Source organism: Pseudoalteromonas rhizosphaerae, from assembly GCF_902498845.1.
GTDB classification, from domain to species: Bacteria; Pseudomonadota; Gammaproteobacteria; order Enterobacterales; family Alteromonadaceae; genus Pseudoalteromonas; species Pseudoalteromonas rhizosphaerae.
In genome coordinates this window covers 412,309-439,161 of sequence record NZ_CABVLM010000003.1, presented here as the reverse complement: position 1 = coordinate 439,161, position 26,853 = coordinate 412,309, and the positions used below count along the sequence as shown (strand labels likewise).

Here is a 26,853-nt window from a genome sequence, read left to right as displayed (position 1 = left end):
AATCGACGTCATGACTAGGTGTATAGCCAAATTTAAAGTGAGTTTAAAAAGTAACAACACTTGGTTTTTTGAATAAAAAGATCAAGAAAACACAGCTGCCTGCTTGACCGGAACTTTCTAATGGGTGTCCCTTTAACTTCAAAAGTATGTATCAATATAGATTTCAAAAATGCTGTTTATATTTCATAGTGCCCTTAACTGAGAAGCAGAGAATTATATTGAGAGTGTGACTACTTAAAAGGTTTAGTTATTAAAATATTTTCAAATAATTTTTTTTGGAATATGTACAAGGCGTTTTTCACAATAGATGTGTTCAATAACGTGACCCAAAGCGCTGTGACTTTTATTTTCTTGCTAGGGTGATTGATTGCAGCCAATCCATAAAGACAGTTAGGCGTTTAGTTGGTTGTCTACGTGAAGAATAGAGTAAAGACACCGGCATTGGCTCGGCTTCAAATTGAGGTAGGACAGAAATGAGCTGGCCTTTCTTGATGAGGTTTTCTGCGCCAATCGCGGGGAGTTGGGCAATGCCAAGCCCTGCTAAGCAAGCATCTAAATAAGCATCTGTGCCATTAACCGCTAGGCTACTTGGCATGGATTGTTGTTTTACCTTGTCGCCTGCCATGTATTCAAATTGGGCGTCGAGATTACCGAGCGCATGAGAATATTCGATCAGTTTATGATTGGCTAATTCTGCAAGACTCTGTGGAATACCATATTTTTCAACATAGCTTGGCGACACACAGTTTACGCTTCGGTACAGCGTTAATGGGCGAGCGATAAGGCTGCTATCGTCAAGATTACCCACTCGAATGACGCAATCAATGCTTTCTTTAATCATATCTACTCGATAATCTGCGCTGCTGATCTTTAGGCGTATGTTCGGGTATTTTTCAAGGAAGTCGGATAAATGCGGAATGACAACCGTAGTGGCAAAACGACTCGGCATGTCTACTCTGAGTACCCCGCGAACATCGTCAGAGTTGCGTTGGAACTGGCTTGCCAAAGCGTCTAACTCGGCGAGCAGTGCTTGGCACTGTGGTAAGTAAGTCTCGCCGTCTTGAGTTAAGGTGACGCTGCGCGTGCTGCGATGAAAAAGCCGCGTGCCTAATTCACTTTCAAGCCCTTGAATAGCACTTGATACGCTTGACTTTGGTAGGCCAAGTGCGTCTGCTGCCTTGGTAAAGCTGCCAAATTGCGCAACCAATACAAAGCGCTGCATGGCTTCAAATTTGTCCACATCTTCTACCTTTGTTTGTTTAATCCGAACAATGTTATCACTTTTATCATGTATATCGAACACAATAAATTATCTACTCTGTTCTACGTGGCCAGAGCCGCTGTGGTTTAAGGTTTTAAAATTGTTACAGAATAGATTGGAGAGAGTGATGAATAAATTAGCAATTATTACTGGAGCTAGCCGAGGGTTAGGAAAAAATAGTGCTTTAGCGTTAGCTGACAAAGGCATAGACGTTATTTTTACTTATCACAATAATGTTCAAGCGGCACAAGATGTGATTGAAGAGATTAAACAAAAAGGTCAAAAAGCCTTTGCCTTGCAATTCGATACACGCGATTTTGATGCCATTCCTGAATTTGTTAGTCAGGTTAAGGGGTTGTTGAGCAATGAATTTGCACGAAGCGATTTCGATTATTTGTTAAATAACGCTGGCACAGGTTTGCGTGCAAGTGTGGAAGAAACTACTTATGAAGAGTTAGAAAATATGCTGGCAATCCATGTAAAGGGACCTTTCTTTTTAACCCAAGCATTATTACCACATATTAAAGACGGCGGTCATATACTTAATATTTCATCTGGCTTGGTACGGTTTAGTATGCCAGGTTCAAGTGCCTACGCGATGGCCAAAGGTGCAGTAGAAGTCATGACACGTTATATGGCAAAAGAGTTCGCAAACCGACAAATTCGCGTAAATACCTTGGCACCCGGTGCTATTGCGACAGACTTTGGCGGTGGTAATGTGCGTGACAACCAACAAGTGAACCAAATGGTGGCATCTGTTACCGCTTTGGGTCGGGTTGGGGAGGCTGACGATATTGGTAAAGCCGTTGCAATGTTGCTGAGTGAAGACAGCGGCTGGATTACGGGACAGCGTATAGAAGCGTCTGGCGGTATGTTTCTTTAATTTTCCGCTAATCTTAGTGCTCTGCCGCATTATTTTCATAAGGATTCAAAGCCCTCTTCGTGAGGGCTTTCATCACTACTATAAAGCTCTTAATATATTGTCAGAATTAGTTAAACTCGAGCAGTGTTTACTGGCTCAGACTTGCTTTGACAGTTCAAGTTAAGATTTATTCACATAAATTACAGTGGTTTTTTTAACCTGAATTTTGCTTTCGCTTTTTGCATTAACCCAGCCCTATTATTACAGGCTGGGCAGAAGGTAATTAAGGAAAGGTAATTTCAAATGTTGAGGCTTTATTCAATAGTGGTAATAAGGATTTTTCGCGTCTTAAGTCCTTTAACTCACGTTCTAATTGGCGTTGCTGTGTATTTAACTCTTTACGCTGCGTTTGCGTGATGTTATTGCTGTTTAATTGCTGATTAGTTTCAGAGAGTTGTTGTTTTAGCTCGGTTAGACGGTTATCAATTTCTATACGACGTTGTTGGATTTGATAACGGTCGTTACCTTCTTCCCACGCTTTTCGAAATGCACGGCTGTTACATACACCGTTATACGAGACTCCACGCATAGCAAGAGTAAAGCCGTTTTCAGGTTGACAATACACCGCTAAACCACGTTCGTAGCTACTTTTAAATTGTGCTATATTTGGGGTAATATTGTAATCGTTACACGCCGCGATCTTTGTTATGCCATCGGCATAATCACCACCGTTTACGCCGTGCTCATAACCTAAACTTTGCCAATTAGCGACTTTGCACTCATCTTGACTTAACGTTGTGCAGCCATTAAGTAGTGCTATACAACTTAATATAAATAAACGATTTGGCATAACTATCCTGTTATTTCGCTCTGTATCAATACGGTATAATACGTTTTATCGTTATTAAAAATCTACAATTTAAGCTGATTTGTAGACTATTTTAAGTAAAAAATTATGTGTTTTATTTAGTTTAATTGCTACAAAGCGCATCTCAACTAGTGGCGTTTTTTACTGCGAGGAGCGCCTAGTACAATCGCTATTTGGCAGACACATATCGACAAAAATCCACTTATGCCCAAAGCTCCGCCAAAATTACTAAGGTAAGGCACTAAATTATCAAACAAAATCGAAAAAATAACACTGGCAGAAAACAGCGTGTAAATACCAAAGCGTTTTGGTGCGCTCATGCCTATAAATGTTCCACCAAAAAAAATGCTGCTATATAGCTCTGCGTTGAACTCGGTGGTAAGTAAAATAAGGTAAGCGATAATAGCTAAAATTGCTGATGCTCTAATCGCATCTAGACGGTTATGCTTAGCTAAATAAAAGGTCAAAAACGCGCCAAGTAAAGCAAGTGTTACCGATGATAAACTCATGCCGCGAGCCCTTTAGCTAATACAAACAAAGCAACACTAATAAAGGCAATACTTCCTAATTTACCACCAAAGCCAGTAAACACTTTAGTCGTCAGTACGTATAAAATAGCCCCAATCAATGAAATAATTGCTAATTCCCAATAGGTATTAATCAACCCCTGAGAGCACATTCCAGCAAAACTACCAGCATAAACAGCTGCGTAAGGATGATTTGCATACTGTTTTGGAAAAGGAATAAAGCTGCCAATAAGTCCGGTTAGGCAAGATGCAATAACCGCAGGCACTGCAAATTGCGTATGAAGGGTAAAACAAGCAACACATCCACTAAAAAAAGCGATGTATTTTAGGAGAAAAAATTTAGTCATAGAGTCGGTGATTTTTCTTAACTGAAGTACTTAATTCTGAATGAAGTTAGTGCTAGCTTATTATGCTTGGCACTAACCATTATGCAATTAATCAAGGTGCAATTAAACTAGATGCAATTAAACAAGGTGTTGCTCAAAAAATGCTAAAGTTCGTTGCCATGCAAGTTCTGCATTCGGTTTATCGTAACGGCCCGTTGAGTCATTATGAAAACCGTGATTGGCATCTTTATACATATACATTTTGTAATCTACATTGAGACTTTTTAAATCGCGCTCATAGTCAGGCCATGTTGCATTTACGCGCTCATCAAGCTCGGCTAATTGGATCATTAACGGGGCTTTAATATTTTTGCGCAGAGCTTCGCTGGCGGGCGTGCCGTAAAATGGTACTCCAGCGCTTAATAATGATGAATCAACCGCAGCGAGGTAATTGACAATATAACCGCCAAAACAAAATCCAACGGCACCAAGTTTACCATTACTGAGTGGGTGTGATTTTAAATAGTGGGCTGCGGCAACAAAATCATTTTGAATTTTCTCTTTATCCATTGAGCTTTGCATGGCTCGCCCTTCGTCATCATTACCCGGATAACCACCTAGCGGAAATAGCGCATCGGGTGCAAAAGCGACAAAACCCGCTTTGGCTAAACGACGGGCCACATCTTTTACATAAGGGTTTAAGCCTCGGTTTTCATGCACCACTAAGACTACCGGGCGCTTGCCCTTTAATTGTGTTGGCACTACTAAATAACCTTGTCCTTTGCTATGACCATTGGGAGAATCAAAACTTTGGTAAGTTGCTTTAATTGATTCATCATTAAACGAAACTTGTTCGGCTAAGGCATAATTTGGTAATAACGCTGAAGTGAGCACTGTCATTGAATAACCAAGGGCGACTAAGCCACCAAGTTTTTTCATAAACGTGCGTCTATCCATTTTGCCATGAGCGTATTCATCGTACCAATCAAAGGCTTCTTGAGGAATGTGATCTGAATGTGGGTTATTCATTGCAGTGCCTATATGTTATTGATTTAAGATTTAATAACATAGCTGAGAGAACTCAAAATGTATATTCTGTATGCTTAATATACTTAGCTAACTTCTTCACCGGCATGTTTTGCGGCTAATTCATCAAGTTCTGCGCAAGTGTAATCAAACCCCGCGCCATCGAATTGATAATTTACTTTAACGTCAAAACCACCATTAAGAAGTTTTGTTTTTACTCGGGCGACAGGCCAATGCTTTAATTCGTTTAAAAAACGATTAGCGATTTGACCAGATTGGAAGCGATAGCGTATTTCTGAATTCATATAAAGTAAGTATAATTTGGGCTGTTAACTTCGCAGTTTGTGGATTTAGCCGATTTAGTCAAGTTTTTTGTTCTTTAACATGCTTGATAAGGTCAATTGTGCGCTTATTAGCATTGGTTTTCGTCTGCTTTTGCTTTAACGTAAGGGTCTGTCAGATATAATAGTTTGCGAGAAGATTACAAGGTATGCCTAAGTACGGTATAAGAGTGTCATGAAAACGCCAAAACAGATTTTACCGTTAATAGAAGACGGTATCGTTGATGAAGTCATCAGCCAATTAATGAGTGGAAAAGAAGCCTCGGTTTATGTGGTTCGCTGTGGCGAGCATATTCGCTGTGCGAAAGTGTACAAAGATGTACAACACCGAAGTTTTAAACAAGCAGTAAAATACCAAGAAGGACGTAAAGTAAGGAATAGCCGCCGCGGTCGTGCGATGGAAAAAGGCTCTAAGTTTGGTCGTAAAGAACAAGAAAACGTGTGGCAAAATGCGGAAGTAGATGCGCTTTTCACGCTTTCTCGGGTTGGCGTAAAAGTACCACAACCTCATGGTTGTTACGATGGTGTACTGATCATGGATTTAGTCACCGATAATGATGGTGATGTTGCGCCGCGTTTAAATGATGTGAGTTTAACTGCTGAGCAGGCAATTGAAGATCACGCTACTATGGTTCATTACATTCGCTTAATGCTATGTGCGGGTATTGTGCATGGTGATTTGTCTGAATTTAATGTGTTAGTAGATAGCTACGGTCCGGTGGTGATTGATTTACCGCAGGCAGTAAATGCGGCGGCGAATAACAATGCGCAAGAAATGTTTTTACGTGATGTACGCAATATGCGCTTGTATTACGGGCAGTACGCACCAGAAATACTAGATACGCGTTTTGGTGAAGAAATGTGGGCTTTGTATCAAGCGGGTGAATTAACAGCAGAAACTGTTCTTTACGGTGAGGTTGCAGATAACCACGCTGAGGCTGATGTTGATTCAGTGCTTGATGAAATCAAAGCTGCATTTGAGCAAATGCAAGAAAACCAAGAGCGAATAAAAGCAGCACAAGCACCTGAAGACGACTAAAGTTTATTAGCTTCATTATCGATTTTAAAGATGCGCGCTAACAGCATTAAATTCTGTTAGACTGCGCAGCCTTTAGCTACTCGCGGTGAGTTGCTTTAAATGACAGTTAGGAACGCAGGTGTCAAAATTTTTCTATCGTGGTAAGCCCGATATTATGGGTAAAAATAATCAAGGTACTTATCAGCCTAAACCGAAAGTAAAACCTGGTAGCGAAGAAAATCCGCTCGTTTTACAGGTGCAAAGCGCTGCACGTGAGCTTGAAATAAACGCTATTTTGATAGCTAATGATTTATTTGCAGATATTCGTGTTGATAGTACGCTTGCTGAAGATATTACTCCTTTAGATATTGTACTTAATAAACCTGTTACTCAAGTTTTTGAAAAAACACCACAACGTAATGATCCATGTTCGTGTGGCAGTAATAAAAAATACAAAAAATGCTGTGGTTAAAATACCTTGTTTAGGTGTGTAAACTCAGGTTGGGGCTGGTGTTAGGAACTTAAAAAATCAGCTCCAGTGATATAAAACGGCAGTTGTATTTAAAAGCTATATATTCATTAGCTTGTGATAGCGTTATTTAATATAGCGCTCACTTAATCAGCGAAACGTGTATGAAATACAGTGATAATAAACTTCAACAACAAACGGCAAAAAACACCTTACAACCCGTGTTTTCAGCTGTATTTGTAGTTACTCTGTTTTTAATAGTTACCTCGTATATTTATTTCTATCCTGAATTAGATAACAGTATTTTTTTTAATGGTGTACTTACCGACGCAATTAACCTATTAATTGTAATGGCTATTTTTATCATTGTCCAAAGGGCCAACTTATCAGTTTTTGCTTATGTTAATTTAAGCATCGGTTTATTATTGTGGTCAGCGGGTTTAACCTTTGATCTACTTGATGAAGTGCTGATCCAGCCTTTGTTTATTGGTATTTATGTTGAGGATGTTTTACGTACTGCAGGCATGTTGTTTACTTGTTATGGTTTAAAGTTAACTATAGGCGATTTAACAAGTGTGCAGCAGCAGTTATCAAAAGAGCTGATCACTGATTACTTAACCCAAATAGCGAACCGCCAATTTTTTTATCAATATATGCAAAAAAATCAATCAGCCTCGTATACAATTTTGCTTATTGATATCGATTTTTTTAAAGTGATTAATGATCAGTTTGGTCACGATAGGGGGGATCAAGTACTGATCGAATTATCATCTTTATATGCCGAAGCTTTACCTAATAATAGTGTCTTTGCACGTTTAGGTGGTGAAGAGTTTGCAATATACCTGCCCGGCGATGACCGACCAAAAGCCTGCGATTTAAGTGAGCAATTACTATCACTTGCACATACCATTGAACTTGCTGCTAATCGAACGGTAAGTGTAAGTATTGGTGTGTCATTTAAGGCCCCAGAAGAAGCGTTTAATGAGGTAGTTAAACGTGCTGATCAAGCCTTGTACAAAGCGAAAAATAGTGGCCGTAGCCAATATTACATTGCTTAATCCCTAAGCGATTGATTACAGTAAAATTTACAATTTTAATTGGGGGTTTTTACACTATCAGTTAAATTTATTTACCTGTTCCTGTTAATATTTATTAAAAAACGCTTATAAAACAATGCACTTATTTATTATGCAAGGCTGGTATTGAGCTTGCAATATGCTTATAAATATAACTTATAAGCACTACCAAGGTGATACTATGGCTGTTATGCAGCGCTTAAAGCAAAAAACACGACAATTTATTGATTCAAAGCATATGTTAACCAGCATAACGGCGGCTTCATTTTTAGAGTCAACAATAGTTCCTATCCCTCTTGAAGCAGTATTGGTGCCGTTGATGCAAGCTCGTCGTGATAAGCTTTGGCTGATAGCCTTAATGGCGACTTTAGGCTGTATTATTGGGGCCTTGTTTGGTTACGCGCTTGGCTATTACTTGTTTGATGCGGTTGGCGATTGGGTGATCAATACCTTTTCAAATCCAGAGCAGTTTGAACACGTAGAACAACAAATGCAGCAGCAAGGTTTTTGGTTTGTAATAATGTTGGGGATAGTGCCAATCCCTTTTCAAATAGCTATGCTCGCAGCGGGTGCGACCAAATATTCATTAATAATGTTTTTAATTGCAACGACTATTGCCCGCTCAATTCGGTATTTTGGTCTGGCGCTGGTGGTGTATTATGCTGGCAATCAAGCAGAGCGAATTATCACAAAACATAAAACCAAAGCAATGCTTGGTTTGACTGTGTTGGTGTTAGTTATTTGGTGGTTAACAACGGTAATATAGCCGCCAAGTGACGGCTATATTTGTTTCGTTTACTTAACGTCGCCATGGATAAGTGAATGTACTTGGCGCCAATCCACCAGTTTAAAATTTTGTGGCTGCTGTGGCATACGATTGTAGCCATCTTGCACTATTAATACGCCAAGAGGGTAGCCAGGCAGCGGTTTGGCTGTAACGGTTAAGCCATCGGTTTCTGACACGCCATCAATACCGTTATTTAAGTTTGCAAGAATATTAAACTTACTGACAAACTCAAGGGTAGGGTGTTTTTCACCTTTATTTATGCGATACACGACATAACTATCGTCACCTTGGCTAGATACCACTAATAAGCGCTCGTCTTTACCATGATAAATCTCCATACCTTCTACATCATCAACTAGCATTTCATTCACGGATTGCAATAAAATAGGCGCTTGCTGTGAATCAGGCTCTGCTTGGATAAACCAAATACCAGCGTCTTCCTCACCGGCAAAAAGTTCGCCGTTTTTATCATCACTACTACAACCTTCTGGCTGGCTAGGTAGAGTAAATTCGCGCACCAGTTTGCCCGAGACTTGTTGCTGTTGGCTGGTTATTTTATATTGCTGATATAACCCTGATTTATCATTCACAAATACATAGTCACCAGATTTCGATGAATACATGCATAAGCCATAAATCTCACTCAAATTGGTAGCCACGCTACCTAAGTGGTGTACGCTGTTTTGTATGTCGACAGTGAACAAACTAATGCTATTTTCACTGCGGTTACTGGCTGCAATTAGCGTGTGAGTTGGGTTGTTGATATTACTACTTTGACGAACGTCAACATTGTTAACTCTACCTACGTCAAGGTTTTGAATTTGCTCTCCAGCTAAGTTATAGATCATCAGTCCGCGACGTTTATCGGTGCCTATGATCAAGCTTTTAGCGGCGTCGGTTGGATGCGCCCAGATGGCTGGATCGTCTGCGGCATCACCAAATGCTGCAACTGGTGTCGTTTGCACGTTTGCATACACATGTGCTGTTTTTGCCGTGGTGGTGTTGGTTTTTGTCGTACTGGTGATTGGGTCTAAAATTAACTGGCTGCTGCGGTACGCGCCACTTTCATCGTCATACATAATGGCTTGAGCAGTAGTGGCGTTATTATCAATTACCACAGAACCAATACTGAGATCTCCAGAGACACGCCACTTTTGTTGTATACCTTGCTCTGGATTATATCGGTATAGGGTGTTATTGCTGCTGCTAGTAAACCAGAGGCTGCCATCAGTGCTGGTGGTTAATGCGCCAATACCGCTGGCCAGTTCACCAAAGGGAGCAACCATGGTAAGGGGTTGTTTACTCGCTGAAGATTCTGCATTGGCGTTCATTTGCCAAATGCCAAGTTCTTCTTCACTGATAAATAATTGTTGGCTTACATCATCAACCGCACAACCCGCAGCTTCATTTACACCGGCAAATTCTCGGACCGCAATGTTAGTGGTTTGCTCTGTGGCAAAGTTATAAATTAAGGTTTCGCGCATTAAGCCGCGAACATCAGCAACAAAAGCAGAAATACTCCCGGTATTGTGATTGTTAAATAGGCAGACCGCTTCAGGTTTTGCTTGTGGTGCAACAATCGGTGTGTGCTCCGTTAGCTGCCAGTTGCCGTTACTTTTAGTTAGGGTGAAAACGGCAACCAGATCACGTTCGTTATCAATACTGGTCACTAAAAAGCGATTATCGCCAATAGTACGCACTGACAGAGTTTCAAAGTTACCCGCTTTAAGTACTTCGCTATGTTGCTTATTTTGCTCTACAACAATTAAGCCTTGGCTTTCACTGGCTAGTAACCAAGCATCATCAAAAAGCCAAGCAGCTTGCGATCCTTGAATATTATTTTGTTGCCAAAATGGTGCGCTGTTAAGCTTTAATGTAGTTTGGCTTGGTTGAGTGGAATTAACATCTTGGCTGCTGCAAGCGCCTAATGTTGCTGTGAGTGTTAATATGCTCAGTGCATAAGCAAGTGGTTTAAGTGTTGGCACAAGTAAAGTCCTAAGTTAGCCATGTATGCGATGCAAGCTAAATAACTTTTATGACAAAACCGTGACAAAAGAAAGACTTCTGCAGTGAGAGTAAAGCTATTTAGGTTTCCTTTCATTCAATGCTTTTTATTTTATCTATCTGTTTTTATTTGTTTTTATTTTTAATTGTTAGTTTTTAAATGACCCATTAGGGCATCGCTTTCATGCTGAGCTGATGTGACCCTAAGCATGATATAGCGGTTATTTTTCTGTGATGGCGGTGTGTATTTCTGTTTTCATTTGCGCTAATGCTTGTAGCACGGAACGTTGCCAAATAGCTTTAAATGCTTTACTAAATAAATATAAGAATAGCAAAGGCATAATAAATAATTTGATGATTAGTAACGACACTAAGTTTAAAAATTCAATAAATAAGCCCTCTAAAGAATTAGCCATATCTGTAATGCCAGTCGTAACGGTATCAACGACTTTGCTAATTAAATTGCCAGAATTACCTGCTAGTTGGTCGTTATAATCATGCAGCTGTTGTTGCAGCTGAGCTTTCTGTTGATATAACGCGGCGAACTGATTGTTGATAGATGCTTGTTGTTGCTTTAACTCGCGCTGTTTTTGCAGTAATGGTTTAGCCTCGGGAAGCTCTGTTAAGGTGAGTTTTTCGGCTAAACTGCGGGTCGTTTGAATGGCGTCAATTTGCTTATTTAATTGCTCAAGCTGCTGTTGGTTATCTGTAATAATTGCTTTTAATTGTTGTTGCTGAACGGCAATAAGTTCGAGTTCATCGAGGGTTGTCTGCTTGTCACTGTTAATTTTTGCGCTCAGTTGTGCTGATAATGTGGAGGTTGCATTAGCCTGTACGCTAAGTGTGTCAACGGTCTTTTCAACATATTGATTTTGATAATTGATTTCTTCATCTAGAAAGGCTTGGCTGGCAAGCCCAGTTGCAAGTACCACAAATGGAATTAAAAACCGTACTAAAATCAGGCTAGCGAGTAACTTACCTTTAAGCTGTTTTAAATACCCAAAATAATCACAGACTAAATAACTAATGACGCTGGCGGTAAACAAGGCGCTAAAAAATACCCCTGATGAAATAGTAAATAAAATCCGCTGGATAAACAGTGAGCCTAATGATATGCGCATCGCATCGGCAATGTATTCGGCTAAATCGTTCACCGGATCAAGCAATTGCGCAGGCGCTATGCTTGCTATACCAATACCGACTTCAGCCGACTGTAATAAAGAAATAATGCCGTTAACACTGCGTGCAGAAGCATAAACTAATGATGACTGCACTAAGGTTTGGTCAAGAAAATCCATGATGTAGCTGTTAAATTGCTCTGACCAGCAAAGTAGTAGCAGTATAAGTATGGCAATATACTTGATAACATCTCGTTGTTTACTTTGCATGTATTCCTCAATAACATTAGTTAGCTTGTTCGACGCTACACTAATTAGGTGTCACTACGCAATTATGTTTGATTGAATTATTATAGCTATTAACGGTCAATGAGTGACCTTCACGCAGTTTTTGAGAATTTATGAAAGAATCCGCTTCACTTGTACAATGTTGTATTGATGATCTTGATCCCGTTCAAGATCTGGGTCGGTTAGTTGCTTATTTACGGTCAAATTTAGTAACTCATCTAGATGCTGGCCTTACGCCAATGGATTTAACTTCGGCGCAATATATTGTTGTGGTGCTATTAGCTCGAGGCAAAGTGCATACTTTGGCAGAGCTATGTGAGCATATGGTTTATGATCGTGGCGCGATGAGTCGTTTGTTGTCTCGTTTAGAAGAAAAAGGCTTAGTTGCAAAACAACAATCCGCAGAAGATCGCCGCTCTACGCTATTATGCCTTACTGAAAAAGGCCAACAGCTTTACCCTGAAATACTCCCTATTGTGAATAATATTTACCGCACAGCACTAATCGACTTTTCTGATGATGAAAAAAAATTGTTGGCAAAGCTGTTATTTAGAGCAATTCATAATTTGAAATCGTAAATCTAGTTAAGGGTCATATTGCTGTGAGTGCAGAGATTTGATAATATAGTTGCCTAGGCATTTATATTTAACAAGTCGCAGGGTGTTATGATCGAAGCTACTTTATTACAGCAGTTACAGCAGCAATTTCCAGAACATCAGTTTGCAGCCGAAAATTTAAATGTTGTTCATACCGGACGTTTTGCAAATGCTATTGTCTATCGTTATACCGATCAGCAACTCGATTTAGTCATTAAAGATTTTCAACATAGCCCTTGGTGGGTGAGAAAAACCTTTGCGCCTTTATCGGTGAATCAAGAGTATAAAGGGCTGGCTCGTTTAGCTGGCATAACTGGAGTGAGTGGGCGATTTTTACGATTATCGCCGATTGCTGTTGCCTATGACTATATTACAGGCACACCACTTAAACAGTTAGTACAACAAAAAGAAGTGCTACCCGTTAGTTTTTTTAAAGATTTTGAACGACTGGTTGCATTAATGCATCGCCGAGGGGTTGTACATTTAGATTTGCGCAATTTGGGTAATGTGCTTTGTAGTGATGATGGTAAACCGTATATCATCGATTTTCAGTCGACGATACGATACGCGCGATTTCCTCGCTGGTTACAGCAATTTATGCGTGGTGCAGATATGTCGGGTGTTTATAAAGCATGGGCAAAGCTTGCTGATCAACCTCTGCCAGATGCCAAAGCTGATTATTTAAGTAATTTTAATCATGTTAGAAAGCGTTGGATTTTTAGAGGTTACCCGATCCAACGTGCATATATGTGGGGATGTGGAATAGCTACGCAAATCGCCTCCGCTATCATGGAGCGTTTTTTATAAAGCGCGTTATTACACGCTTTATAAATGTTGTTAAGTTGGCTGGTTTAAAATCTTGGCCAACCATTTGAGTCCCAATTTAGTGTGCTGATCAATAGTTTTGGCACACCGTTGTCACCTTTATCATAAGCATGGCGAACCATTACATCGGTATTAAGAATATCTTGGCCGCCAGGTCCGGCCCACTGGCTGTTACCAGCATCTAAAATACTGCCACCACCAGAGAGCATATTGTTGCCATTCTTGTCTAAGTAAGGACCACGAATATCCGTTGCACGCCCATATGCGATACGATAGGTGCTATCGGTTCCTGCGCAACATTTACCAACAGATACAAATAGGTAGTAGTATCCTTGGCGATAGATGATCGTTGGTGCTTCAATGCCACCTGAGCGGCTAGCAAGGGAATAGAGCTCACCAAATGGTTTCATCGTTATTGGGTTGATCCGCATTAACTTGATACCTGAATTCCACGAACCGAATGTTAACCATGGCGCACCATCTTTGGCGACGACTAAATCTGGGTCAATCGCATTGTAGCTATTGCTGTTGGTGGTGTTTATCACTAAACCATCATCACGCCAATTACCGGCAGAGACACTACTTGCTGAGGTTAAACCAATTGCCGAAACACGCGAGCCAAAGGTTGATATTGCATAATAAAGCCAGCTACGCCCATTGTAGCTTTTAAGTTCAGGCGCCCAAACATCAATGCCATCGTGTTCAGGCACATAGTTAGACCACCAATTTAAGCCATTAGGAAAAATCGCTGCCGCATCATTCCATGCTACGCCATCATTTGACCACTTTCCAGCGATGCCAGGCCCAGTTTGAAATATCCACCACGTACCATTTTCGTAACTGATGGTTGGATCGTGAGTGACTAAACTACCGGTTAATGGCCAATGATCCGTTGCGCCATTGGTAGTTGAAGGATCAAAGGGAGCGGATTCTACGTTGGCCAGTTTATTGAGCTGCCAAAGCTGTGCATCACTGCCATTGTATGCCCATTGGCTGATATTAGCCCCGTCATTGCCGTCAAAGTCATACAGATCGAGCGCTTTTTGGCTATTGGCATTGATAAAGCTCACATAGCCGTTGCCTTCGCTATTAATTTGCCAATGCTGCGTTGCACCAGCGCTATAGTCATATTGGACTACGTTTGCGCCATCACTAGTTGACCACTCAAAGACCTCCATTGCTTTACCGCTGTTAAGGTTTATTACAGAGTAGTTATTATTTTCAACCTGAGTAATGAGCCAACGTTGGGTATCGTGATTAGTATTAGCCCATTGGCTAATATTCGCGCCATCCGCAGTTGATGCATTGGCGACTTCGACAAATTTGGCGCTATATTTTGATTTTATGGTATAGACACCATTATCGATAGCGAATGCATTATTAAAAAATGGGCTGGCGGCTAAACTAAGCCAGCAAAGTAATTGTGTGGAAAATTTCATTTTATCTCCAAAGTACTGTGTGTGTATGATCCGATAGCTCAAGCAAATTTAGCATTCGACGAGCAGCTCAACGGTGTAACCTTCAAAAGGTTAATTGTAATACTTTGTTATATTATTACTTTTGTAAAGATAAATGGTGATTTAAGTTAAATAAAAGTTGGGTTTGGGTGCGCGTGGGAGCATGTTTTGCTCCCCATTGTTGTTAGTTAATAAACTGGCTTGGAATTTCCCAGCTTTGAACTAGCAATTCACCTTGCCACGTTTGGAGTGTGATCCATGCCTTATCTTTGCTGGTTATTAATTTTGGTGCAATAGCGTGCACATGTTGACCATGACGCGTGCCATGTAAAATACCTTCATCGGCTTTTGATAACTGACTAAGTGGTAAAGGAGTGGGGCCAATATTCATGTAACCTTGGCGTACATCTGCTATTTTTCCTTTATTAAACATTACCATAAAATCTTTAACGTATTCACCATGGTGGCTATAGGGGGGCGCCATATTAAGTGGCATGGGTGCAAGGGTAAACTCTCCCATTGTTTGCTCGCCCCATGAGTCAGGAAATATGAGAATCATTGATTGATATAAAAACCAAAATGGTAAAATTAAAATACTAGCATGTAGTAGATACTTATAGCGTTGCCACCAAGTACTTTTAAGTCGCGCCATTATTGTGCCTCCTGAATATAGTCAGTCGTTAGCAGCTGCGCCTTTGTTGTCTTAGCTAACTTACTACGCCACATCATAAAGCCTGTAATAGACATACCGCTTAAGATCACGCCAAAAATAAACCAAACTAGCTTGGTCCAGATCCCGCCAATTGTGCCGTAATGCAAAGGGTCTGCAATATGAGAAATAGTTTGTAGAGCGTTCATTGATCCGGGACTTTTAGTCTGTGCTAATTCGCCTGTCCAAGGATTTATCGTCGTTGAGAACGCATAGTCATCATAGAAAATAGTGTTGTTCGAGCCGCTGATACTGTACATGCCTCGGCTATGTTCTGGGAACATGATGTAATGAGGTTCAAAGTCAGCAAACTGCTGCTTAGTGAGCTGTAGAGCCTGACTTAGACTGATGGCTGGTACCGTTTTAGAAGTGGGCAAATCAGCTACGCTTACCAGCGGCGGATGTTCTTCAATATCAATCTCGTTATGCCACATAATTGCTTGAGTTAAATACCAAAACCCCGTTAAGCTCATAATGAGTAAAAACCACATAGACCAGACGCCAGCTAAGCTATGTAAATCTTTTAATAAGGTTTTTTTACCTTGATTGAAGCGCAATTTAGGCTGAGTAAAAGCACGCCAGAAATTTTTATAAATAATCAGCCCGGTGGCTAATGCGCCAAACATGACTATTGCCATTGCAGATACAAGATAATAACCGACGCTATAACCAGATTGCCATGGAAACAACAGCCAACCATGTAACGCGCGCATAAAACCAATAAAGGTGATGCCTTGATTAACTGCTTGTATTTGCCCTGTGTATTGATTTACGTAGGCAATTGCTTGGGGTTTATTGTGATCTGTAAATATAATAGCGTTTACTAAATACGGTTCATACACCAATACTGATGTGATATCAGCAGTTGGATGTTGTTGTTCTACTGCTGCTATTAATTCATCGATTGGTTTTGCAGGCAAATTGTTAGGATTACTTGCTCGAGCAGCAGGGTTGGTTAACCAGGTAAGCTCATGACTCACTACAGAGAGAGTGCCTGTAATACAAATAAAACAGAATAAAACCCATACAGGCAATGAGAACCAGCCATGTAATTGAAACCAAAATCGCTTGCTTACTTTAGCCATAGTGAAACCTATTGTTAATGATATTTGTTATCATTAATATTGCATTTCAATAATTGTACTATTAAACTACCTTCAATTTCAATTTGTCCTAAGGAATATTAATGCAGTTAAGTGGAATAAATACACCGTTAAGTATTTTATCTTTGACTCTTCTTTCACTGTTAAATCCTTCTAATGCTGTTGCCGAACAGCATGCTGTGAGTGAAGATCACGATTTAGAAGTTATTACGGTAAAAAGCCAACGAGGTTTGATTTCATACATGAGTGCGTCTGGTGCAAAATCAGACGTGCCAATTATTGAAACTCCGTTGTCTGTTTCAGTTTTAACGCAAGAGCGAATTGAAGATTTAGGCGCACTAACTATTCAAGATGCAATTGGTTATGTGTCTGGTTTATATAACGGTCCATACGGTGTTGATACCCGTGGCGATTGGTCGGTTATTCGTGGTGTGTCGCCCGTACAATACTTAGATGGCTTAAAATCGTTGTATGGTAGTTATAATAATGTTCGTACTAACCCTTATGGATTGTCGCAAATTGAAATACTCAAAGGGCCGAGCTCAGTACTTTATGGACAGGGGTCAATTGGCGGGATTGTTAACTTAGTCAGTAAAAAACCAGAAGCTGAAACATCAGGACAGCTTTGGGGGCAAGTTGGTAATTACTCGCGCAAACAAGTTGCGGGAGATATTACCGGTGCATTAAATGATGATGCTTCATTACAAGGGCGAGTAATTGGTTTATGGCGAGAGAGTGATACCCAAACCGATTATGTGCCAGATAACAGTATTGTGTTTTCTCCATCATTAACCTGGTATGCCACTGATGATACAAAAATAACGCTATTAACTAATTGGCAAAAGAATGAATCAGGCACGAGTACCTCGTTCTTACCTCACTCAGGCACCATTTTAGAAAACGAAAACGGCAAAATTCCATCAAACCGTTTTGTTTCTGAGCCGGGTTTTGATCGTTATGATACTGAGCAAGCGTCAATCACTGCGATTTTAGAGCAAAATATTAATGCTGATTGGCAGTTTAAACTAGCTGCGCGTTACACCGATAGTCATGCTGATTATCATACAATTTACGGTTGGCCACCTGAATTTTCAGAAGATGGGCGCAGCGTCAAGCGAGTGTCTTATCTTAGCTCTGCTGATTCGCGGGCTATTGCTAGTGATGCCCAGTTTCATGGCAATATAATAACCGGTAATATTGAGCACACAATAGTGATGGGGCTCGATTATCAAAATGCTTATACCGATAACGACTCTGTTTCTGGACTTGCTGGCACGCTCGATTTATTTAGTCCTGTATACGGTAAAGTAGATAATTTACCAACAGCGGGTGATTTGATTGACGCTCCCCCATCAAAGACTTATCAAACTGGCCTATATATTCAAGACAGCATGAAAATAGCCCAGCAGTGGATTGTATCAGCAGCACTACGCCGTGATAAAGCAACAACAAATCCTGAAAACGGCAAAAGTGAGTCACAGTATGCGACCACCGGTCGTTTAGGCTTGATGTATTTATTTGACTCAGGGGTTTCACCGTATGCAAGTTATAGTGAATCATTTGAACCATTGCTAGGCTATGATGCCTTTGGTAATGCGTTTGTACCAAAAACAGGTGAGCAAGTTGAAGCCGGTATCAAATATCAACCTGCCGGAACAGAGCATCTACTTACGGCCGCCGTATATCATATTGTAGAGCAAAATCGCACTACCCCATTTAATGCAGAGCAAGCCACAGATAGCAAAGTAATTTCTCCAAACGGCCAAGTGCAACAGGGCGAAGTGACGGTAAAAGGACTTGAACTTGAAGCACAATTAGCTTGGCAAAGTGTCGATGTGTATGCGTCATACGCATACAGCGATGGTTACGTCAGTCAGAGCAATAAACAACGTGAAGATGGTGCAACACTTGCAGCGTTACCAAAGCAGCAAGCATCAATTTGGACGACATGGCGACCAGAAACTATGCATGGTTTTAAAATGGGCTTAGGTGCGCGCTATGTGGGAGAGACATCTGACGGTAGTGTCTATGGTGAGCGAGATGGCTTAGTAGTTGATCCAATTAAAACTACCGATTACACACTCTTTGACGCTATGATTGGCTATGATTTTGGGCAATACAGTTTCAGTTTGCAAGCACAAAACATTACTGATAAGACCGTGATCACCTCATGTTTAGCGCGTGGAGATTGCTTCTATGGTCAACGCAGAACAGTAACAGCGAATGTACGTTATAAGTTTTAATGAAGTTAAGATTTAGTATAAATAAAGGGAGCAATTAGCTCCCTTTATTTGCAGTATTGCTAGCCTAGCTATCAATACTTTGTTGGTTAATTGTGACAATTCGTTGTGGGAATGGAATTTCAATATCCGCACCTTGAATCGCACTATATACGCCACCGTTTACGGCCAGCTTGGTTTCTATTATTTTCGTCGTCGGCACCCAGTAGCGGTAACTAATTGTTACTCCACTTTCAGCAAACCGTTCAATGCCAACTTGTGATAGCGGTTCACTTGCGACTAACTCATGGTCTTTCAATACGTCTTCTATAAGCTCTATAGCATGCTCAGCACTGGCGTTATAGGCAATATCAATTTCACCTTTGACCAATGAATAATTAAATGAGTTATGTAGTATTTCGCCAACGATATGTTTGTTAGGAATAGTAATTTCGACTTTTTCTTCGTTGATCAAAATGGTGTAGCCTAACTCAATGGTTTTTACTTGACCGCTGACATTTTTAACTTCAATCGTGTCACCAACAATAAAGGGGCGGGTGGCAATAATAGCCAAGCCTGCGCCATAATTTGATAACATCCCTTGCAATGCTAAACCAGCGCCAAGAGAAGCGGCACCAATTGCAGCAACAAAAGGTGTGACACTTATGCCAATTTTACCTAGCGCAATAATAATGAACATAACGATAAACAATACTTTCACTACATTACTGACAAAATTAGTGAGAGTAATATCAATATTGTTACGCGCCATTAAAGCGGCAATCATCTTAGATATTTTTTGTGCCACCCACAAACCAAAAATCAAGATCAACAATGCGCCAACTAATTGCATGCTGTACTTAACGAGGTACTCAGTGATCATGGTGTAGTATTTTTCAACTTGTTGGATTTCTGTACTGATCATCTATTATCCATAAATAAAGTGGTTAAACTATTTCATCATAGCAGAGCTTGACTCAAAAAAGGATAAAGTAATGGTACGATTAAAGCGGTAAGTAATGCGCTCAATGCCATTGCCACTGAAGCAAATGCACCAATACGCGGATGCTCAACAAGTGCGGCGGCGGTGCCTATTGCATGAAATGCAGTACCAATCGCAACGCCTTGTGCCTGATGGTTATAAATGCCCACCTGACGAAGAATAAGTAGCGCGAACAAAGCACCTAATAAGCCGATAAAAATCACCATCGCAGCTGCCAGCGAAGCGATGCCTCCGAGTGAATCAGTGACTAGCAGAGTAATGGGAGTAGTGACCGATAAAGCGGCAACAGATGCTGCTAATTGTGTAGGCACATTAAATGCAGCACTGAGTAAGGTTGCAACCACAGTGGCATTGATTATGCCCAGACTACAGCAGCCAACAATCAGCAAGAGATTTCTTCGTATATGCACAAATTGTTGATATAGCGGTAATGCAAGCGCAACAATGGCAGGCTCCAGTAAATAGCTTAATAGCTGGCTATGGCTAGCAAATTGCGAATAAGGCAGTGAAAAACTCACTAGTAATATGGCTATAAGCGTAATAGTGATAAAAACGGGATTAGTCAGCGCTTTTAATAAAGGATTGTTAATGGTTGTATTGAGCTTCCTTAACCCTAAAAACAGCGTGATAATTACAGGAATACTTAACCACCATAGATCAATCATGTTCAATCCTGCCTTTAAATACACTGATCACTGCTGCGATAAGCAGTAAGCTGGTCAATGGCACCAAAATGAAAACTGCACTGAGAAATTGCCATTGCAGGGCGATGATTTCAAGGTGTTCGATAAAACCAACCCCAGCAGGGATGAAAAAAAGCGGCATGACATTTAATAATGGCTTAGCACAGGGAGCTAAGTGATGCTCTTTCACTACGTTTGTTAAAAGTAACGTAAGCAGCATTAGCATCGCTAATAGGGGGGCTGGAAAGCTGCCTTGCAGCCAGTGCATGATTATTTTTGCTATAGCCAAACAACCCAAAATCAAACAGCTGCTGAGTAAATAAGGGAAGATTTTTTTTAGCACAGTTCGGGGATCCATTGATTATTTACTCACTACAGGTCGTATTATACTTCAGCATATTTGCTTGTTGAAAACTATGCGACTTATTGCTTAGCGTTGATATTAAGTGAATTTGTTACCAACGTTTACTATTTTGATACTCGATGTTGTCGGCGCCTTTGGCTTTTGCAATGGCCTTTTTTGTATTACTGTTAATAAGCAGACGAATTTGGCTAATGGTTTCTTTTGCTAAAATTTGTCTTCTTGGAGTGTTAAAACTTTGTTGGGTAACGCGTTTGATTGCCGCTAAAGTATCCGGTGAGCGAGCTAATAAGGTATTGATCATTGCTAAACAGCGTTGCTTTGGATCCGCATTTACTTCGGTTATTAACCCTAATTGCAGCGCTTTATCAGCACTAATAGGATCTGCATGACTGGCAAGCCACATGGCATCGTCACGTTTTAGTAAGCTAGGTAGTACAACATTTGCACCCATATCAGGGCATAGTCCCCAGCGCGCTTCCATAATGGCTAATTTAGCATCTGGGTGCACAATCCGATAATCAGCCCCAAGAGCTATTTGCAGGCCACCACCAAAGCAATTACCTTGGACGACTGCGAATACCGGCACACTTAGTGATTGCCAACCCAGCACAACTTGCTGCGCTAAATTACAGTTACCCGGTAACCATTTAAATAGCAACTTGGCAATATTTATGGAACTTTTCATAACGGCAGCAACATCCAGTCCAGCACAAAAATGCTCACCATCACCTTGAATAACGACAGCGCGGATAGTCGGGTCTTTTTTAATTTTTTTAATGATACTTGTCAGCTGTTTGAACATGACAAAATTCAACGCATTTTGTTTATCTTTTCGGGATAATGTAACGAAGGCGATTGCCTGCTGTGTTTCAAAATTAATCATGTCAACTCCTCTGACCTGTTTAAGTTTAGCTTACGAGCTAATTGAATTGATGTAAAGCGTGGCTTTCTTGTTTGAAAAGCAAGCTATTTTATAGCCTGTTATTGTGAACCTCAGATACAAATGATTACAAAGTGGTCTATATTTTTAATCGGGTGGCTTGTTATATGATCGACCCATAATAGCCTCTGAACGTAACTTGGCGTTTAAACACAATTTAAAATAAACATATAAAGGTAGTGCGCGCAGCTACTAAGGAGATAAACCATGCTAAAAAGGTTCACGCCTAGCATTTTAGGAACTTACATGTCATTAGCGATCAAAGGGGTTGTTGGTACAACATTAATCGCTTTTTTAGCTGGTTGCTCAGATGATAATGCTACCAAACAAGTCGCTCCGCCTCCTGCGGTTTCAGTATTTAATGTTGTTACCCAAGAGGTGGGGAATTATCGAGAGTTTGTTGCTCGCACGGAAGCTCATCAGGAAGTGAAAATTCGCGCTCGTGTTGAGGGTGAATTAATAGAACGTCATTTTGATGAAGGCTCATTTGTTGAAAAAGGACAGCTACTACTGAGAATCGATCCAAGTGAATATCAATCTTCTGTTGCTGAAATTGAAGCGGACTTAAAAAGTAAGCTTGCTGGCGAAGATGGCGCATCTCGCGATTTAAAACGCGGTAAAGAAGTTGCTGCACAAGGGTTTATCTCACAATCTGATTTAGATAAATTAACCACTAAGTATGAGCAAGCTGCTGCGGCTGTTATCTCAGCAAGGGCAAGCCTTGAAAAAGCAAAATTAAATTTAAGTTACACCGAAATTAAAGCGCCGTTTGCAGGGCGTATTGGTAAGGTTAATTACGATGTAGGCAATATTGTGAGTCCTTCCTCAAATGAACTAGCGGAATTGACCGATGTGGATCCAATTTATGTTAACTTCCAGGTCGAAGAAGGTGATTACATTAGTTATCGTCAAAAACATCAAGACAGTGCTAATAACCCTCAAAATGTACCAATCGATTTATCCCTGCGTTTGCCAAATAACTCGGACTTGGGGGCTAAAGGGCAGTTAGATTTTGCCGATACGAAAATTGATCGCAGTACTGGCACAGTTGAATTAAGAGCGACATTTGCCAATCCACAAAACATTATAATGCCAGGCTTGTTTGTCACCTTAATTGTTGAAAGTAAAGATAAGCAATTACAAGCACTTATTCCTCAAGCAGCAGTACAAGAAAATCAACAAGGTAAATTTGTACTCGTGGTGGGTGAAGATAACAAAGTTGCTACGCGCATTGTGCAACTAGGACGGCGCATTAATGCGATGTGGGTCGTTCAATCGGGCCTTGAAGAAGGTGAGCAAGTGATTGTTGAAGGTTTACAAAAAGTACGTCAAGGGGTCGAAGTTAAACCAGTTGAAAAAAAGGTCGATCACACCACTGGTACAATTTCTAGTCAATCAGACGCTGCAAACTAAAGGAAACGCACATGATAAGTAAAACGTTTATCGCGCGGCCTAAATTTGCCCTCGTTATTTCGATAGTGATTACGCTAGCGGGTTTGATTTCCATGGGTTTGCTGCCAGTTAATATGTATCCCGAGATTACTCCACCGCAAATACAGATCACCGCAGTTTACCCTGGCGCCAGTGCGCAAATAGTGGAAGAGTCTGTGGTCAGACCCATTGAAGAGCAAGTTAATGGTGTCAAAGATATGATGTATATCGAGTCCAGCTCCAGCAATAACGGCACTGCTACGATAACTGCATACTTTAAGGTGGGCACGGATACTGATATTGCTCAAGTCAATGTACAAAACCGTGTCGCCTTAGCTGAACCAGGATTACCCAGCGAAGTAACACGCCAAGGTGTATCGGTTAAGAAAAAATCCAGTTCAATGTTATTGGGTATTAACTTGTATTCTAGCCAAGCAAACATTGATGCTATTTTTTTAAGTAACTATGCAACAAATTACTTAACGGAACCGCTGGGACGAATTAAAGGCGTGGCATCGGCTGAGGTTATGGGTGAGAAAACCTATTCAATGCGATTGTGGTTACGTCCAGATAAAATGGCGGCGTTAGGGCTGACAGTAGGCGAAGTTAGAGCGGCATTACAAGAGCAGAATACCATAGTGGCAGCTGGTAAATTAGGTGCTGCACCGAGTTTACCAAGTCAGCAGTTTGAATATTCAATTCAAGCTAAAGGGCGTTTAAAAACTCCAGAAGAGTTTGGCCAAACAATTATTCGTGCTAATCAAGATGGTAACTTTGTACGTTTAACTGATATTGCCCGCATCGAACTTGGCTCAGCTGATTACAGTATTAACGCTAAGTTAAATCAGCAAGATACCGCTTTTATAGTTATTTACCAATTAACCGATGCCAATGCAACGCAAGTGGCAAGTGATGTTAAAGCCACCATGGCAGAGCTTGCTAAGCAATTACCAGATGGTGTTGAATACTCAATACCATACGATACGACAGAGTTTATCAATCGCTCAATCGAAGAAGTGATTGTTACATTATTTCAAGCTGTTGGCCTGGTTGTTTTAGTGGTGTTTTTGTTTTTACAAAATTGGCGCGCGACACTTATTCCAACTATTGCCATTCCAGTATCGTTGGTGGGGACGTTTGCTTTTATGATGGCTATGGGTTACTCAATTAACTTAATCACCTTATTTGGTTTAGTGCTAGCGATCGGTATTGTGGTAGATGATGCAATTATTGTAATTGAGAATGTTGAGCGGATCCTCAAAGAAGAAAAGCTGCCGATTAAAGAGGCTGTCACTAAAGCGATGGAGCAAGTAACCGGGCCTATTATTGCGACCACTTTGGTGTTATTAGCTGTATTTGTGCCAGTAGGCTTCATGCCAGGTATTACTGGGGAGCTTTATAAGCAGTTTTCTGTAACGATTTCGTTTGCGGTATTAATTTCATCGGTTAACGCATTAACCCTAAGTCCAGCTTTATGTGCGCTATTGTTAACAGAAAAGTCAATGAAACCGATAAAATGGCTGGCGCCAGTCGAGCAAGGCATTGTTAAATCAACTTCCATCTATTCTAAAATCATCCACTTTGTTTTAAAACGCTCGGCACGAGTGGGTATTTTTGCCTTAGTTATTTTTGTGGTGGCAGGCTGGCTGGCTAAAAGCGTTCCAACAGGATTTGTGCCAGCCGAAGATCAAGGTTTTGTGTTTGTAGATGTGCAATTACCAGATGCGGCGGCTTCTGGTCGCACTGCTGATGTGATGCATAAAATAGGTGACATTATTAAACAAGAACCTGCAGCAACTGATTTTATTGCGGTATCCGGTTTTTCTTTGATTGGCGGGGCGGGCTCAAATAATGCTTTAGGTATTGTTATTTTAAAAGACTGGGAAGAACGCACTAGTGCTGAACTAGGCTTAAAGTCAGTGATTGGTCGTTTGATGGGAAAAATGTGGGCCATGCCAGATGCGCAGATAATGGTATTTAACCCGCCGCCAATTCCTGGTTTAGGTAATAGCGCTGGTTTTGAGTTTCGCCTACAAGACAGTGAAGGTCGGGATCCGACTGAATTGGCGCAAGTACTTAATGGTCTGGTATATGAAGCGAACCAACATCCAAGCTTGAGTAATGTGTACAGTACTTTTAGAGCAAATGTACCGCAGTACTTTTTAGAGATAGATCGCAATAAAGCAAAGGCTCAAGGGGTTGCATTAAGTGACATATTCTTAACGCTGCAAGCCCAGCTCGGCTCATTATATATTAACGATTTCAATCAGTTTAGTCGTACTTATAAAGTAATCATGCAAGCTGAGAGTGAGTTCCGTAAAAATCCTTCCGACTTACAGCATTATTTTGTGCGTAATAATGAAGGCGACATGGTGCCATTAACGACACTTGCTAAACTTGAACCAATTCTTGGGCCAACAACCCTTAAGCACTTTAATTTATATCGTAGTGCGAGTATCAGTGGTCAAGCAGCTGTGGGGTTCTCAAGTGGTGATGCAATAGCTGCCATGGAAGAGCTAGCTAAGCAGTTACCTAATGGCTATGTATTTGAATGGGCAGGGCAATCTAAACAAGAAATTGAAGCTGGCAATATGGCACCGTTGCTATTTGCTTTGGCCGTTATCTTTGTTTACTTGTTCTTGGTTGCACAATATGAAAGTTGGACGATCCCTTTTTCAGTTATAGCCGCAATTCCCCTGGCGATGTTTGGCGCAATGTTAGCGTTATACGTACTGGGTATGGAAAATAATATTTATGCACAAGTGGGGTTAGTACTGCTTATAGGTATGTCGACCAAAACTGCAATCTTGATTGTAGAGTTTGCGATGGAAGAACGGCTTGCCGGCAAGAGTATTTTTGATGCGGCTCTTAGTGCAGCCAAAATGAGGTTTCGTGCGGTATTAATGACGGCTCTTTCATTTGTATTAGGTGTATTACCGTTAGTATTTGCAACTGGCGCGGGTGCTGGAAGCCGCGTATCGCTTGGTGTCACTGTGCTAGCCGGCATGTTAGCCGCGACTATATTGGGTACTTTGCTGGTGCCATTATTTTATAGTTTGGTGCAGTCAATGCGCGAAAAAGTAAAGGGCACAGCGACAACGCAAACGTAAAATAAGCCCTGTATAAAAAAAGTCAGGGAAACCTGGCTTTTTTTTGTCAAAAATTTGCTGAGGTTTGATACTATATCTGGCATTAGCATCATGAAAGGTTTATGGCAATGACAGGATCCCGTTTATACAGTGAAGAAGAAGTAACGCATCAAGCTTACGATATCTTTTTAGAGTTAGCCCCAGATAACCTTAGTGAGCAAGATGTTGATGATTTTAACCAGCATCGTGAAGAGCTTGGCTTTATTGAAGAAGGTGAGCCTGATGACCAATGGCAAGATTTTGTCGCATTAGAAATAGAGCCAGAATTATTTATTCAGGTGTTAGTGGGACTTGAATTCGATAATCAAGATATTTTATTTGCTAAAATTTTGATTAGCCGTGATAAAGACGCGCCGTTTTGTCATATATTATGGAAAGATAGCGAATAATCTCGATGCAGTAT

At 40.7% G+C, this 26,853-nt stretch carries 26 protein-coding genes; 11 read left to right on the top strand and 15 right to left on the bottom strand.

What is annotated here, in order from left to right; genetic code table 11:
* Positions 1-343 precede the first annotated feature (343 nt).
* Positions 344-1,240, bottom strand: a complete 897-nt coding sequence (locus PSR9079_RS07175) for a LysR family transcriptional regulator (RefSeq protein ID WP_149980927.1) — start codon at positions 1,238-1,240, stop codon at positions 344-346.
* A gap of 148 nt (positions 1,241-1,388) precedes the next feature.
* On the opposite strand from PSR9079_RS07175, the gene PSR9079_RS07170 reads away from it, so the two are divergent.
* Entirely contained in the window at positions 1,389-2,144 is a 756-nt protein-coding gene (locus PSR9079_RS07170) for an SDR family NAD(P)-dependent oxidoreductase (protein ID WP_149980926.1), read from the top strand.
* Positions 2,145-2,406: 262 nt separating this feature from the next.
* On the opposite strand, the gene PSR9079_RS07165 is transcribed toward PSR9079_RS07170, so the two are convergent.
* From PSR9079_RS07165 to PSR9079_RS07145, 5 genes are all read right to left on the bottom strand, one after another.
* On the bottom strand, positions 2,407-2,973 hold the full coding sequence (locus PSR9079_RS07165) for a DUF2799 domain-containing protein (RefSeq protein WP_149980925.1): 567 nt from the start codon (positions 2,971-2,973) through the stop codon (positions 2,407-2,409).
* A gap of 146 nt (positions 2,974-3,119) precedes the next feature.
* The gene (locus PSR9079_RS07160) at positions 3,120-3,500 is read right to left on the bottom strand and encodes a hypothetical protein (RefSeq protein WP_149980924.1); all 381 of its coding nucleotides are present in this window, start codon (positions 3,498-3,500) and stop codon (positions 3,120-3,122) included.
* The gene (locus PSR9079_RS07155; protein WP_179959150.1) at positions 3,497-3,865 is read right to left on the bottom strand and encodes a hypothetical protein; all 369 of its coding nucleotides are present in this window, start codon (positions 3,863-3,865) and stop codon (positions 3,497-3,499) included. The genes PSR9079_RS07160 and PSR9079_RS07155 overlap by 4 nt, the downstream gene beginning before the upstream one ends.
* Positions 3,866-3,982: 117 nt before the next feature.
* Positions 3,983-4,873, bottom strand: a complete 891-nt coding sequence (locus tag PSR9079_RS07150; RefSeq protein ID WP_149980923.1) for a dienelactone hydrolase family protein — start codon at positions 4,871-4,873, stop codon at positions 3,983-3,985.
* Positions 4,874-4,956: 83 nt separating this feature from the next.
* Positions 4,957-5,175 carry a hypothetical protein gene (locus tag PSR9079_RS07145; protein WP_145237669.1) on the bottom strand — a complete coding sequence of 73 codons (219 nt, stop codon included), beginning with the start codon at positions 5,173-5,175 and terminating at the stop codon, positions 4,957-4,959.
* Between the two features lie 211 nt (positions 5,176-5,386).
* Here PSR9079_RS07145 and PSR9079_RS07140 point away from each other — a divergent pair, with 211 nt between their 5' ends.
* The 4 genes from PSR9079_RS07140 (at position 5,387) to PSR9079_RS07125 (ending at position 8,540) form a co-directional block, all read left to right on the top strand.
* Positions 5,387-6,250, top strand: a complete 864-nt coding sequence (locus PSR9079_RS07140; RefSeq protein WP_145237666.1) for a PA4780 family RIO1-like protein kinase — start codon at positions 5,387-5,389, stop codon at positions 6,248-6,250.
* Between the two features lie 118 nt (positions 6,251-6,368).
* The gene (locus PSR9079_RS07135) at positions 6,369-6,701 is read left to right on the top strand and encodes a PBPRA1643 family SWIM/SEC-C metal-binding motif protein (protein WP_145237663.1); all 333 of its coding nucleotides are present in this window, start codon (positions 6,369-6,371) and stop codon (positions 6,699-6,701) included.
* 161 nt (positions 6,702-6,862) lie between these two features.
* On the top strand, positions 6,863-7,756 hold the full coding sequence (locus PSR9079_RS23895) for a GGDEF domain-containing protein (RefSeq protein WP_246175500.1): 894 nt from the start codon (positions 6,863-6,865) through the stop codon (positions 7,754-7,756).
* Between the two features lie 199 nt (positions 7,757-7,955).
* Positions 7,956-8,540, top strand: a complete 585-nt coding sequence (locus PSR9079_RS07125; RefSeq protein WP_149980922.1) for a YqaA family protein — start codon at positions 7,956-7,958, stop codon at positions 8,538-8,540.
* Positions 8,541-8,569: 29 nt separating this feature from the next.
* On the opposite strand, the gene PSR9079_RS07120 is transcribed toward PSR9079_RS07125, so the two are convergent.
* Both PSR9079_RS07120 and PSR9079_RS07115 read right to left on the bottom strand, forming a co-directional pair.
* Positions 8,570-10,546: a phytase gene (locus PSR9079_RS07120; RefSeq protein ID WP_149980921.1), complete on the bottom strand. Its 1,977-nt coding sequence runs from the start codon at positions 10,544-10,546 to the stop codon at positions 8,570-8,572.
* Positions 10,547-10,786: 240 nt separating this feature from the next.
* Complete coding sequence (locus PSR9079_RS07115) at positions 10,787-11,953, bottom strand: DUF3450 domain-containing protein (protein WP_149980920.1); 1,167 nt, start codon at positions 11,951-11,953, stop codon at positions 10,787-10,789.
* A 131-nt stretch (positions 11,954-12,084) separates the two neighbouring features.
* Here PSR9079_RS07115 and PSR9079_RS07110 point away from each other — a divergent pair, with 131 nt between their 5' ends.
* Complete coding sequence (locus tag PSR9079_RS07110) at positions 12,085-12,549, top strand: MarR family winged helix-turn-helix transcriptional regulator (protein ID WP_149980919.1); 465 nt, start codon at positions 12,085-12,087, stop codon at positions 12,547-12,549.
* A gap of 87 nt (positions 12,550-12,636) precedes the next feature.
* Positions 12,637-13,374 (top strand): RIO1 family regulatory kinase/ATPase domain-containing protein, encoded by a 738-nt coding sequence (locus tag PSR9079_RS07105; RefSeq protein WP_149980918.1) that lies wholly within the window; start codon positions 12,637-12,639, stop codon positions 13,372-13,374.
* Between the two features lie 44 nt (positions 13,375-13,418).
* On the opposite strand, the gene PSR9079_RS07100 is transcribed toward PSR9079_RS07105, so the two are convergent.
* From PSR9079_RS07100 to PSR9079_RS07090, 3 genes are all read right to left on the bottom strand, one after another.
* On the bottom strand, positions 13,419-14,831 hold the full coding sequence (locus PSR9079_RS07100) for a family 43 glycosylhydrolase (protein WP_149980917.1): 1,413 nt from the start codon (positions 14,829-14,831) through the stop codon (positions 13,419-13,421).
* Positions 14,832-15,033: 202 nt separating this feature from the next.
* A complete protein-coding gene (locus tag PSR9079_RS07095; RefSeq protein ID WP_149980916.1) occupies positions 15,034-15,501 on the bottom strand; it encodes a hypothetical protein in 468 nt (155 codons plus the stop codon).
* Entirely contained in the window at positions 15,501-16,643 is a 1,143-nt protein-coding gene (locus PSR9079_RS07090; RefSeq protein ID WP_149980915.1) for a PepSY-associated TM helix domain-containing protein, read from the bottom strand. Before PSR9079_RS07090 ends, PSR9079_RS07095 begins: the two co-directional genes overlap by 1 nt.
* Before the next feature lie 101 nt (positions 16,644-16,744).
* Between PSR9079_RS07090 and PSR9079_RS07085 the strand changes: the two genes are divergently transcribed.
* Complete coding sequence (locus tag PSR9079_RS07085) at positions 16,745-18,904, top strand: TonB-dependent siderophore receptor (protein WP_149980914.1); 2,160 nt, start codon at positions 16,745-16,747, stop codon at positions 18,902-18,904.
* 64 nt (positions 18,905-18,968) lie between these two features.
* On the opposite strand, the gene PSR9079_RS07080 is transcribed toward PSR9079_RS07085, so the two are convergent.
* From PSR9079_RS07080 to PSR9079_RS07065, 4 genes are all read right to left on the bottom strand, one after another.
* Entirely contained in the window at positions 18,969-19,805 is an 837-nt protein-coding gene (locus PSR9079_RS07080) for a mechanosensitive ion channel family protein (RefSeq protein ID WP_149980913.1), read from the bottom strand.
* A 35-nt stretch (positions 19,806-19,840) separates the two neighbouring features.
* On the bottom strand, positions 19,841-20,548 hold the full coding sequence (locus PSR9079_RS07075) for an LrgB family protein (RefSeq protein ID WP_149980912.1): 708 nt from the start codon (positions 20,546-20,548) through the stop codon (positions 19,841-19,843).
* Complete coding sequence (locus PSR9079_RS07070; RefSeq protein WP_149980911.1) at positions 20,541-20,924, bottom strand: CidA/LrgA family protein; 384 nt, start codon at positions 20,922-20,924, stop codon at positions 20,541-20,543. Before PSR9079_RS07070 ends, PSR9079_RS07075 begins: the two co-directional genes overlap by 8 nt.
* A 97-nt stretch (positions 20,925-21,021) precedes the next feature.
* Positions 21,022-21,813: a crotonase/enoyl-CoA hydratase family protein gene (locus tag PSR9079_RS07065; protein WP_149980910.1), complete on the bottom strand. Its 792-nt coding sequence runs from the start codon at positions 21,811-21,813 to the stop codon at positions 21,022-21,024.
* 303 nt (positions 21,814-22,116) lie between these two features.
* On the opposite strand from PSR9079_RS07065, the gene PSR9079_RS07060 reads away from it, so the two are divergent.
* From PSR9079_RS07060 to PSR9079_RS07050, 3 genes are all read left to right on the top strand, one after another.
* Complete coding sequence (locus PSR9079_RS07060) at positions 22,117-23,283, top strand: efflux RND transporter periplasmic adaptor subunit (RefSeq protein ID WP_149980909.1); 1,167 nt, start codon at positions 22,117-22,119, stop codon at positions 23,281-23,283.
* 11 nt (positions 23,284-23,294) lie between these two features.
* Positions 23,295-26,411 (top strand): efflux RND transporter permease subunit, encoded by a 3,117-nt coding sequence (locus PSR9079_RS07055; protein WP_149980908.1) that lies wholly within the window; start codon positions 23,295-23,297, stop codon positions 26,409-26,411.
* A gap of 107 nt (positions 26,412-26,518) precedes the next feature.
* Positions 26,519-26,839, top strand: a complete 321-nt coding sequence (locus PSR9079_RS07050) for an HI1450 family dsDNA-mimic protein (RefSeq protein ID WP_149980907.1) — start codon at positions 26,519-26,521, stop codon at positions 26,837-26,839.
* Positions 26,840-26,853: the final 14 nt, after the last annotated feature.